Source organism: Thomasclavelia ramosa DSM 1402, from assembly GCF_014131695.1.
Classification (GTDB): Bacteria; Bacillota_I; Bacilli_A; order Erysipelotrichales; family Coprobacillaceae; genus Thomasclavelia; species Thomasclavelia ramosa.
In genome coordinates this window covers 1,718,802-1,730,404 of sequence record NZ_CP036346.1, presented here as the reverse complement: position 1 = coordinate 1,730,404, position 11,603 = coordinate 1,718,802, and the positions used below count along the sequence as shown (strand labels likewise).

Here is an 11,603-nt window from a genome sequence, read left to right as displayed (position 1 = left end):
GATGATGAAGCAGCAAGCAATGTTTAAAAACATGTCAAATGAACCACTGGCAAATCGCCTAAGACCAACAACTTTGACTGAATATGTAGGACAGAGGCACTTAATTGGACCGGGAAAGATTTTGTACCAGCTAATCAATAGTGATGTTGTTCCCTCAATGGTTTTTTGGGGACCACCGGGAGTTGGGAAAACAACTTTAGCACGCATTATTGCAAATCAAACAAAAGCTAAGTTTATTAATTTTAGTGCGGTGACTAGCGGCATTAAAGATATACGGGCAGTTATGAAACAAGCACAGGAAGTTCAGGATCTAGGCGAAAAAACAATCGTCTTTGTAGATGAAATTCATCGCTTTAATAAAGCTCAACAAGATGCTTTTTTACCATATGTTGAACAGGGGAGTATTATATTAATTGGGGCTACTACTGAAAATCCTTCATTTGAGATTAATTCTGCCTTATTATCAAGATGTAAAGTTTTTGTTTTAAAAGCACTAACAACCGATGATTTATTTGGTTTATTGCATTATGCGCTGATAAGTCCGAAAGGGTTTAAAGATCAAAATGTTATGATTGATGATGATTTATTATACATGATTGCTGGTTTTTCTAACGGTGACGCTCGAGTTGCTTTAAATACTTTAGAGATGGCAGTCTTAAATGGAGCAATTACTCATGATCGAATCGTAGTGGATAAAGAAACGATTGAACAATGTATCAATCAAAAATCTTTATTATATGATAAAAAAGGTGAAGAACATTATAATATTATTAGTGCTTTGCATAAATCAATGCGTAATAGTGATATTGATGCTTCAATTTATTGGATGTCACGAATGATTGAAGCTGGTGAAGATCCTCTATATGTAGCAAGGAGGCTGATTCGATTTGCTTCAGAGGATATTGGAATGGCTGATAGTCGTGCTTTGGAAATTGCAGTAGCAACATATCAAGCATGCCATTATAATGGCATGCCAGAATGTAATGTTAATTTAGCTCATTGTGTAACTTATATGGCCTTGGCACCTAAATCTAATGCGTTATATAATGCATATGAACGAGCAAAACATGACGCTTTGAATACAATTGCTGATCCCGTTCCTTTACAAATTCGCAATGCGCCAACTAAATTAATGAAAGAATTAAATTATGGTAAAGGTTATCAGTATGCGCATGATTATGATGATAAAATTACAAATATGCAGTGTTTACCAGATAATATTAAGGATCATCGTTATTATTTTCCTACTAATCAAGGAACAGAGGCAAAGGTGATTAAACGGATGGAACAAATTGAATATTTACGAAAGCATCATAAGGATTAGGGATTAAATATGAAGGATGAATTAGGATTAGGATATTGTGGTCTTGTTTGTGGGCTGTGTAGTGAAAATGAAAGCTGTGTTGGTTGTAAAAAAGGTGGGTGTCCAGAAAAGGATTTTTGTAAAAATTATCAGTGCTGCACAAAGTCAGGATATGATAGTTGTTGCCAATGTCCTGATTTTCCTTGTCAGGATAGTATTTTACACAAGTTACGGATTAGAACATTTTGTAAATTTATTGGACAATATGGGGAAGAAAAATTAATTGCTTGTTTAAGGAAAAATGAGTCTAATGGAGTAATTTACCATTATCCTAACAGCCATTTAGGAGATTATGATTTAGAGAGTGAAGAAGCAATTTATCACTTGATTTTAAAAGGGAAATAAAATACTGCTTGTGATAATGGTGATATTTTATTATAATGATGAGGTATTTAAAGGAGAAGTTTCAATGATAAAAAACATAATTGGCGGAATCGCTGTTGGTATTGCTAACGTTATTCCAGGCGTTAGTGGTGGAACCATGATGGTAATTCTAGGTATCTTTAATCGCATGATGGATGCTATTAGTGGAATCTTTAAAAAAGAAAATCCTAATCGCAAAGAAGATATTATCTTTATTTTTCAGGTTTTGGTTGGCGCTGGAGTTGGAATAATTGGATTTGCGAAAATATTGGAAGTGTTATTTGAATATTATCCAACGCAGACGATTTATTGGTTTATTGGTTTGATTGCTTTTAGTATTCCTTTATTTTTAAAAGGGGAAATGAAAGGTGAAAAACTTGTAATTATCCCTTTTATTTGTGGTTTAGCAATTATCTTTGGGTTAGAATTTTTAAATCCTGGAGAAGGGAAAGTAGTTGTTAATCCTGATTTTCCTGCTCTAAGTGCTGGTTTGTTTGTTAAAATGATAATTATTGGTGCCGTATCAGGAGCAACTATGATTATGCCCGGTGTTAGCGGTAGTATGGTTTTATTAATTTTAGGAGAATATTATCTATTTAAGTCTTATCTAGCAAATGTTACTAGTTTTAGTCTGGATGTTATTATGCCGCTAGGATTTATGGCAATTGGTATTGCTGTAGGAATAGTTGTTAGTGCAAAATTATGTTCATATTTCACTAAAACTCATAAAGCTGGATTCTTGAGTTTGATTTTAGGATTGATCGTTGCTTCATCATTAGTATTGATTCCTTTTGATGTAAGTTATAATTTAAGTTTAGTTGTGACATCAATTATTGCAGTTATTTTAGGAGGAATCATTGTTCTTGGATTATCTAAGATTCAATAGTTAAAATATAAAAAAGAAGTTATTGATTGTAAAACCAATGACTTCTTTTTCTGTGTGTCGAGCATGGCATACATCTAGCTGGTGAAAGTCCAACCACGGGTATTTACCGCCAAGAGTAGTGAACCACAAGCCGTTAGTAGTGATGCTATGGGCGGAGGAAGTGGTGTGGAAAAATCTTCGAGGTTACGAAAAGAAATTTGATGAGGCTGAATGGTGGACAAGGTTGCAGAACAAACCAAGTCCAAAAGGTAAACGTAAAACCAAGACAGTAAATCAAAAACCTGTGAAGATAAAAAGGATGTATGCCTTACCTCGGGAGGCCTTGTGGACGATGAAGTCCAGTAAACTTTAAAAACAGTAATGATACCATCGATAGAAAAAGATTTATCACAAGAAATCAGATGAAGTCATAGCAGTCAGAAATGATGAAGGACTGAAACGTTTATAGAGTGTAAATCGCTATAAGTAATATTTGGATAGTCCGAAAGTGAGGATAGCAACTATTATTGATAAGGGGTTATTAGAATTCAAAAGTACTATTATCAAAGATTTTATTTTAGCATTTTGTGATAGTCAGTTTATTGCCAAATACGATTATTTAGAGATGCTAAGTCAGCTGATAGAAATTTTTTATTACTATTGAAGTGAAGTTGACGAGGGAGTGAGTGATATGTATATTGAATTCGATTTAGGAATAATTCAGCTAATAATTAACTTTTATTGCTTGTTTAGTCATTTTTGTTAGTTTATTTTGGTATTCAACTAGACCTTTGGTCTTAGGTGCTAGAAGGAAAATATGCAAGAAATAATTTTAATGATTAAAAGACTAGCAAAATGATTAAAATTAACTATAATATAGTTAATCATTAAGGAGGATAATTTCATGAATGTTGAAATAATTAATGTTGGGACAGAATTGTTATTAGGAGAAATTGTTAATACTAATGCAACTTATATTCAAAAAATGTGTAAAGACTTGGGGTTTAATGTTTACTATCAAACGACAGTTGGTGATAATCATGATCGTTTTAAAGAATGTCTAGATGTAGCTTTTAAACGTGGTGCTAATTGTGTAATTACGACTGGGGGATTAGGACCTACCCAAGATGATTTAACAAAAGAATTATCGGCAGAATATTTGGGTTTAGAATTATTATATAATGAAGAAGAAGCTAAAAAGGTAGAAGAAAAATGTCGATTTGTAACGGGATGGGGTGATATTCCGGAAAATAATTTTAAACAAGCTTTTTTTCCTAAAGATTGTTATATTTTAGAAAATGAAGTAGGGACAGCAAATGGCTGTGTAATGTCGAAAGATGAAAAGATGATTGTTAATTTGCCTGGTCCGCCTAAAGAAATGACTTATGTTGTTGATCATGTTTTAAAAGATTATTTAAGTCAATTTAAGCAGGATATTATTTACACATATGATTTTCTAACCATGGGAATAGGGGAAAGTCGGGTTGATGAGGTCTTAGCAGATTTAATTGATCACCAAGAAGAAGTTAGTATTGCTCTTTATGCTTCAGAAGAAACAGTGCGGGTTCGATTAGGTTGTAAAGCAAGCGATAAAGAAACTGCTGATAAAAAAATTGCTCCAATTAAGACAGAAATTGAAAAGATTTTAAAAGATTATATTATCAAAGAGAAGAATTTAAAAGAGGCCTTAGCAAATATAATGCCATCTTATTGGACAATTTATGAATGTGATAATTTTACGCTTAGAGATGATTTTAATCTTGGTCACAACCATACTGAAGATACAATGAATTTATTAATCGATTGCCGTGAACATCCTTTAGGATCAATTATTAAAGTAACGATTGATTATCAAGGACGAAAAGATGTTTTCGAAATACCTTTATTAAAAGATCCAACTTTATCATATAATAAGTTAGAATCAAAAATTATTGAGCGAGTTTATAAATTTTTAACTCAACCAGGTTATAATTAGGAGAATAAGATGCTAGAATTTAGATATGATACTCAACTATTGATTGAAGGTAAAAATCTCGATGAAGATGTTATCAATGATTACATTACTGAACATTTTAAAGGAGATTGTTTGTTAGCGGTTGGTGATGATGAGTTGATCAAGATTCATTTCCATACTAACGAACCGTGGCAAGTGTTGGAATATTGTGCATCACTTGGTGAAATCTATGATATCGTTGTTGAGGATATGGAACGTCAGTCAAGAGGGTTAAAAGGATAAATAAAAAACGTCACTAAATTAATCAGTGACGTTTTTAGATATGTAAAGTTGGATCATTAGCAATTAGTTCAATAAATTTGTTTGTAGCAACAGATTGAGTTCGTCGTTTTGGATAAGCATAACCGATACTGCGTTTAGGCAATGGTTGTGATGTTTTTATTTCATGAAGAATCCCTTGATCAAGTAATTCTTGGGAGAATTCTTTAATGACACAAGAAATTCCTAGTCCTGCTCTGGCAAAGTCCAACAATAAATTATGAGCTCCAAGTTCAATTGTTGGCTTTAATAATAGTCCCTTATTAGCAAAGTAATTATCGATACGATTACGGGTATTTGATGACTTTTCTAAAAGAATTAGGGGCTGATCAGCTAATTGATTGAAGGTGTAAATATGATTATCAGGCTTTTTAGAAACAAAAATATCATGAACTTGGAAGCATTCTTTAATTACTAAAGAATCATCTTTGATGGGAAGATTTAAAAAACCGAGATCTATTTGATCAGATTTCAACAATTCACGGGTTTCTAGACTGGTTCGGTTGATTACTTTGATTTTAACCCCAGGATATAGTTGTTTGAATTTAACGATATAATTAGTTAAAAAATACTCACTAAAAGTATCACCGGCTCCAATAATTAATTGACCATCTTTTAATTCATGATAATTTGATAACTGGTTTTCTACTCCGGTAATCAATGCTAAAGCTTTGTCAATTTGCTGATGTAATAATTTACCCTCTTTAGTTAAACTAACACCTTTAGAATTGCGAATAAATAATTGAGTCTGTAGTTCTTTTTCAATACTGCTGATTGTTTGGGAAACTGCAGATTGAGAAATAAAAAGATTTCTAGCTGCGATTGAAAAAGATAGGGTCGTAGCAGCTTCATTGAATATTTTGTATTGTTCTAGTTTGATATACATATAAGTTCTCCTTATATCATAATTATAATATATTAATTTTACTAATAGCTAAGACTATAATATAATTATTCTGTAAACTAGTCAAACTATTATATTAATGTATATTTATTGATGCATTTTGTTAGTTTATTGTATATAATGTAATAGTAAATAAGAAAGGTGTGAATTTAATGGCTGGAGTTGTTGTAGTAGGAAGTCAATGGGGCGATGAGGGTAAAGGTAAAATTACTGATTACCTGGCTCAAAAAGCAGATATCGTTGCTAGATATCAAGGTGGTAATAATGCCGGGCATACAATTGAATTTAATGGTCAAAAGTTTGCTTTACGTTTGATTCCTTCAGGGGTTTTTAGTGGTAATGATGTTATTTTAGGTAACGGAATGGTAATTAATCCTAAAGCTTTACTTGAAGAAATGAAATATTTAAATGATGCTAATATTAGCACTGATAAGATCATGATTAGTGATCGGGCTCATGTTATCTTACCTTATCATTTAGAAATCGATGAAATTCAAGAAACTAGGCGTGGAGCTAATAATATTGGAACGACTAAAAAAGGAATTGGACCTACATATGTCGACAAATATGAACGGGTGGGAATCCGTATGGGTGAATTCATTGATGAGGAATTATTTAAAGAAAGATTAGAAGAAGCTTTGGCTTCTAAAAAAGCGCAATATCCTGAACTTACATGTAGTGCCGAGGAAATCTTTGAAGAATATAAAGAATATGCTAAAATCATTGCACCAATGGTTTGTGATACTGGTGTTTTTTTAGATGAATGTTTTCAAACTGGTAAAAATGTATTATTTGAAGGGGCTCAAGGGACAATGTTAGATATTGACTATGGTACATACCCATTTGTTACTAGTTCACATCCCGGTGCTAATGGAGTAGCTGAAGGCTCTGGAATTGGCCCATTATATATTAATGAAGCAGTGGGAATTGTTAAGGCTTATACAACAAGAGTAGGTAGTGGGGCTTTCCCAACAGAAATTGAAGGTGAATTGGCTGATCAAATCCGTGAACGTGGCCATGAATATGGTACAGTAACAAAAAGAGCAAGAAGAATTGGATGGTTTGATGCTGTTGTTGTTAATCAATCAAGAAGAATGTCTTCATTGACGGGGATTAGTTTAATGTTATTAGATGTATTATCGGGAATAAAGACATTAAAAATCTGTACAGCTTATGAATTAGATGGTAAAATCATCAAAGCATTACCTTCAACGATTAAACAGTTGAATAGAGTTAAACCTGTTTATGAAGAAATGCCAGGTTGGGATGAAGATATTACTAAGGTTACTTCTTTCGAGGAATTACCTGAAAATTGTCAAAAGTATTTAAGAAGAATTGAAGAACTAATTAATTGTCCAATTGCCATTTTCTCTGTTGGTCCTGATAGAGAGCAAACAATTGTGTTAAGAGAAATTTTTAAATAGGAGGATAGCTAGTGAAAAATGAATTAGTAATTGTAATTGATTTTGGTGGTCAGTATAACCAATTAGTAGCACGTCGAGTACGTGAGTGTAATGTTTACTGTGAGATTTATTCTTATAAAGTAGATATTGAAAAGATTAAAGAGATGAATCCGAAAGGAATTATATTAACGGGTGGCCCTAATAGTTGTTATTTAGAAGATTCACCTACTTATCAAAAAGAATTATTTGAATTAGGGATACCGGTATTAGGTTTATGCTACGGGGCTCAGTTAATGCAGCATGTGTTAGGTGGTAAAGTAGAAAAAGCTGATGTTAGAGAATATGGTAAATCTCATTTAATTGTTAGTAAACAAGAATCTAAATTAATGAAAGATGTGGCGGTAGAGTCGATTTGCTGGATGAGTCATTTTGATTATATCTCAAAAATTGCTCCAGGCTTTGAAATTACATCATACACTAAAGACTGTCCAGTTGCTTCATGTGAAGATGAAAGTAAAAAATTGTATGCAATTCAATTTCATCCCGAAGTTTTACATACTGAATATGGAACAAAAATGTTATCTAACTTTGTTTTAGATGTATGTAATTGTAGTGGTGATTGGCGTATGGATTCATTTGTTGAAGAACAAATTAAAGCTATTAGAGAAAAAGTTGGTAATGGTAAAGTATTATGTGCTTTGTCTGGTGGAGTTGATTCATCAGTGGCAGCGGTATTATTATCTAAAGCAATAGGAAACCAATTAACTTGTGTTTTTGTTGATCATGGATTACTTCGTAAAAATGAAGGTGATGAAGTAGAAACGGTATTTGGACCTGATGGTCAATATGACTTAAACTTTATTCGAGTTAATGCTCAAGAAAGATATTATGAAAAGTTAAAGGGTGTTGAAGAACCTGAGGCCAAACGTAAAATTATCGGTGAAGAATTTATTCGTGTTTTTGAAGAAGAAGCTAAAAAGATTGGGACTGTTGATTTCTTAGTTCAGGGAACTATTTATCCTGATGTTGTTGAAAGTGGATTAGGTGGTGAATCAGCAGTAATCAAATCTCATCATAATGTTGGGGGCTTACCTGATGCAGTGGATTTCAAAGAAATCATTGAACCATTACGTGATCTTTTCAAAGATGAAGTACGTAAAGTGGGTCTTGAATTAGGAATCCCTGAATACTTAGTATTTAGACAACCGTTCCCAGGGCCTGGACTTGGTATTCGGATCATTGGTGAAGTAACAGCAGAAAAAGTTAGAATCGTTCAAGATGCTGATGCAATTTACAGAGAAGAGATTGCAAAAGCAGGATTAGATCGTTCAATCGGTCAATACTTCGCTGCTCTTACAAATATGCGTTCAGTGGGGGTTATGGGTGATGAAAGAACTTATGATCATGCTATCGCGCTTAGAGCTGTTAACACAATTGATTTCATGACAGCAGAAGCTGCTCAAATTCCTTATGAAGTATTAAATAAGGTTATGTCTAGAATTATTAATGAAGTTCGTGGGGTAAATAGAGTAATGTATGATATTACTTCAAAACCACCAGGAACGATTGAATTCGAATAGTAGATGAAATGAAAAAACGCCTTTTGACAGGGTGTTTTTTGAATTGAAAATAATAAATGACCTTAAATATACCTTAAAAAGTGATATGGCTCTTTTATTTTACGCTTACAATATTACTGAAGAATTGAAAGAAAAGAATCAAATGAGATAGGTTAAAGAGATGAATAACATTCAACAATGTGTTGAAGAGTTTATAAAGAGAGAATATATTTATCAATAAGAAATGGGAAAGCAGTTGCCTTCCCATCAAATTTTTTTAGCTAGAATATATTGATTGTAAAATAGACTACAAATATTTTTGAGTTTTTTCTTCATAATAATAATTATATTTTTACAATTAATCAAAAAAAGTATAAAAATATAAAGAAGAATTTTTAAAGTTTATTTTGCTGTAACTTTCATTAACAATGAATGTCTATTTTTGAAACTTCTATTTTCATGTGTAACTGGATAAAATACAAGAGGAGATAAGGAGGAAAAAGAAATGAATGAATTTCAAGAATTATATAATGGAATGAAACTACCTAATATAGGATTTGGGGTATGGCAAATACCAAAAGGAGTGACAGCACATTGTGTAAAGTTAGCATTAAAAGCAGGTTATCGTTATATTGATACAGCAGCAGCTTATCATAATGAGAAGGAAGTTGGTGAAGGTATTCGTCAAGCAATGGAAGAATATGGTATAAAAATAGAAGAAATATTTGTAAGTACAAAGTTGTGGAATGACCATAGAGGATATGATAAAGCAGTAGAAGCAATTGAAACATCTTTAGATAATCTTGGTTTAGATTATATTGACCTTTATATGCTACATTGGCCAGCAGTTGCAAAGTGGCATGACAATTGGAGTGATATTAATGCAGATACATATAGAGCAGTAGAAAACTATTATAAACAAGGTAAAATTAAATCAATAGGTGTTGCTAATTACCTTGCTCATCATCTAGAAGCACTTATTGAAGATACTGATATAAAACCAATGGTAAACCAGATTGAATATCATCCTAGATTTGGTCAAACTGAAAGTGCTAAGTATTATCAAGAACATGGTATTATTGTTGAAGCATGGAGTCCGTTAGGATGTGGTGAAGTTTTACAAAATAAAACATTAAAGCAACTTGCAGATAAATATAAAAAAGCACAGCACAAATATGTATCCGATGGCTTCTTCAAAAAAATATTTTACCTATTATGAAATCAACCCATGAAGAAAGAATGATTCAAAATATGCAGGTATTTGATTTTGAAATAAGTTCTCAAGATATGCAAATAATTGATGCTATTCCATATTGTAGGGGAATGCGTTTTAATCCAGATGAAGCCAAATCTTAAATATCAATAAAAAATCCTATCATACTGATTAGGATTTTTTACTGTTAATAATTTTTTCAATATTTTGTATAAATTCTTGCATTTTGTGTATATGTTTCTTAGCAATAACAATACCATAAGGAAGATAAAATTTTTTCTTTTAATGGAATAGTGACTAATGATGGATGTATATTTTTCCAACATTCTAACGATAAAAGAATATCTTGATTTTCAGCACAGTGGTTAAATGTAGAAATATCATAATATGGATTGATATCAATGATATTGATATCAGGATATTTACTGATTATTTTATTTCTGATTTCATCGTAAATAGGGCTGATTCCAGGTTTTATAATCATAATGTTTTCTTGAGATAAATCTTGAAAACTGATGCTTTTTTTGTGGGCTAAGTGATGATTGCGATTAAATGATAATGTAAATCTATATGGTCCAAGTGGAATGAAAATAAAATCTTTTGATTCAGAAGGGTTCGCAGCCTTTAAATCGGGGAAAATAGGGGTCCTGATTTTGTACGCTATTTTGATACCGAAGACAACTATGAATGTAATAAGAAATTTAGAAGTTTCTGAAATAGGTATGGGGTGTATGGGATTTTCACATGGATATGGACAAGGGAAAACAAAGAAAGTACAAGAATGAAGCCTAAACGTTCATATTCCTTTTTAGGTAATATGAGTAATTATTCTATTTCTAGTGGTTATATTTACCCAGTATTTGGGGCATTTAGAGCTCTTTTGAAATTTAGAAAGGAATCTGAAGAAGTTGAATGGATTTTTGACCCAATTGAAATTTGGAATGAAGTCGGCTCAAGTATAATTCAAAATACATTTGAATCAAATAATAACCCTCAATTGGCAGGAAATGATAAACAATTATGGTTATCTAATTATAGGATTGTAGAAACTCAGAGTCTTAGAAAACAATTAAGAAATCATTAGTTGATTTAAATTATTATATAAAATATAGTTAGTATTTTTAACGCCTAAAGATAATATCTTAAGGTGTTAAGCTTTTTTAGTAATAATGCAAATAAAATTGTATATGAATTGAAAAATATTATTATATCAAAAATTAGAGATAATTAAACAATGAAATATGGTAGAAGATATATGGCTAAAAAATTATAATTAAAGCTTGTCAATAAAGAAAAAGTTGGAAATATTAAAATGATCTTTTTTATAAAAACAAAAATAATATTATAAAAATAGTGTAAAATTTTGAATAGGTAATAATTCTTAATTTAAAAAATTAGTAAAATGTATGAATTCAGAAAATTTATCTAGTATTTGATACTATTAATCAAAATTAAATAATACTTTTGACATGTTTTGTTGTGACTTTATAAAATTGCCTATTAGTAGATGAATACTATATGGCTCTTACTAAAAGTAGTGCAGTGTATCAAGCATTGAACTTAAATCAGCTGCAGATATAATATTATTTTCATTAAAGAATATTATAATACTAAGAAGAAGTACATGTAAATCGGGTTTTCATTTTTTTAAATCAAGAATA

13 protein-coding genes are annotated in these 11,603 nt (G+C 31.4%); 11 read left to right on the top strand and 2 right to left on the bottom strand.

The genetic code is table 11. The features are described 5' to 3' along the window. Position 1: 1 nt before the first annotated feature. The 6 genes from EYR00_RS08215 (at position 2) to EYR00_RS08195 (ending at position 4,827) form a co-directional block, all read left to right on the top strand. Positions 2 to 1,324: a replication-associated recombination protein A gene (locus tag EYR00_RS08215; RefSeq protein ID WP_366250547.1), complete on the top strand. Its 1,323-nt coding sequence runs from the start codon at positions 2 to 4 to the stop codon at positions 1,322 to 1,324. Between the two features lie 9 nt (positions 1,325 to 1,333). After that, entirely contained in the window at positions 1,334 to 1,708 is a 375-nt protein-coding gene (locus EYR00_RS08210) for a DUF3795 domain-containing protein (RefSeq protein ID WP_003537644.1), read from the top strand. Positions 1,709 to 1,772: 64 nt separating this feature from the next. Next, on the top strand, positions 1,773 to 2,612 hold the full coding sequence (locus EYR00_RS08205) for a DUF368 domain-containing protein (RefSeq protein WP_029480110.1): 840 nt from the start codon (positions 1,773 to 1,775) through the stop codon (positions 2,610 to 2,612). 487 nt (positions 2,613 to 3,099) lie between these two features. Beyond that, positions 3,100 to 3,255, top strand: coding sequence for a DUF6323 family protein (locus EYR00_RS16100; protein WP_003537648.1), 156 nt, complete (start codon positions 3,100 to 3,102; stop codon positions 3,253 to 3,255). Between the two features lie 240 nt (positions 3,256 to 3,495). Next, the gene (locus EYR00_RS08200; protein ID WP_003537650.1) at positions 3,496 to 4,566 is read left to right on the top strand and encodes a competence/damage-inducible protein A; all 1,071 of its coding nucleotides are present in this window, start codon (positions 3,496 to 3,498) and stop codon (positions 4,564 to 4,566) included. Between the two features lie 9 nt (positions 4,567 to 4,575). Next, on the top strand, positions 4,576 to 4,827 hold the full coding sequence (locus tag EYR00_RS08195) for a hypothetical protein (RefSeq protein ID WP_003537653.1): 252 nt from the start codon (positions 4,576 to 4,578) through the stop codon (positions 4,825 to 4,827). Between the two features lie 34 nt (positions 4,828 to 4,861). On the opposite strand, the gene EYR00_RS08190 is transcribed toward EYR00_RS08195, so the two are convergent. Continuing rightward, positions 4,862 to 5,749: a LysR family transcriptional regulator gene (locus EYR00_RS08190; RefSeq protein WP_003537655.1), complete on the bottom strand. Its 888-nt coding sequence runs from the start codon at positions 5,747 to 5,749 to the stop codon at positions 4,862 to 4,864. A gap of 170 nt (positions 5,750 to 5,919) precedes the next feature. Between EYR00_RS08190 and EYR00_RS08185 the strand changes: the two genes are divergently transcribed. From EYR00_RS08185 to EYR00_RS15960, 4 genes are all read left to right on the top strand, one after another. Further along, positions 5,920 to 7,191 (top strand): adenylosuccinate synthase, encoded by a 1,272-nt coding sequence (locus EYR00_RS08185; protein ID WP_003537656.1) that lies wholly within the window; start codon positions 5,920 to 5,922, stop codon positions 7,189 to 7,191. A gap of 11 nt (positions 7,192 to 7,202) precedes the next feature. Beyond that, on the top strand, positions 7,203 to 8,750 hold the full coding sequence (guaA, locus tag EYR00_RS08180; protein WP_003537657.1) for a glutamine-hydrolyzing GMP synthase: 1,548 nt from the start codon (positions 7,203 to 7,205) through the stop codon (positions 8,748 to 8,750). Between the two features lie 484 nt (positions 8,751 to 9,234). Beyond that, a complete protein-coding gene (locus EYR00_RS08175) occupies positions 9,235 to 9,948 on the top strand; it encodes an aldo/keto reductase (protein WP_003537659.1) in 714 nt (237 codons plus the stop codon). Continuing rightward, a complete protein-coding gene (locus tag EYR00_RS15960) occupies positions 9,945 to 10,085 on the top strand; it encodes a hypothetical protein (RefSeq protein WP_003537660.1) in 141 nt (46 codons plus the stop codon). Before EYR00_RS08175 ends, EYR00_RS15960 begins: the two co-directional genes overlap by 4 nt. Positions 10,086 to 10,183: 98 nt before the next feature. Here the strand turns inward: EYR00_RS15960 and EYR00_RS08170 are convergent, their stop codons facing one another. After that, a complete protein-coding gene (locus EYR00_RS08170; RefSeq protein WP_003537661.1) occupies positions 10,184 to 10,426 on the bottom strand; it encodes a hypothetical protein in 243 nt (80 codons plus the stop codon). A 297-nt stretch (positions 10,427 to 10,723) separates the two neighbouring features. Between EYR00_RS08170 and EYR00_RS08165 the strand changes: the two genes are divergently transcribed. Next, the gene (locus EYR00_RS08165) at positions 10,724 to 11,026 is read left to right on the top strand and encodes a hypothetical protein (RefSeq protein ID WP_003537663.1); all 303 of its coding nucleotides are present in this window, start codon (positions 10,724 to 10,726) and stop codon (positions 11,024 to 11,026) included. The last annotated feature ends 577 nt before the right edge of the window (positions 11,027 to 11,603 follow it).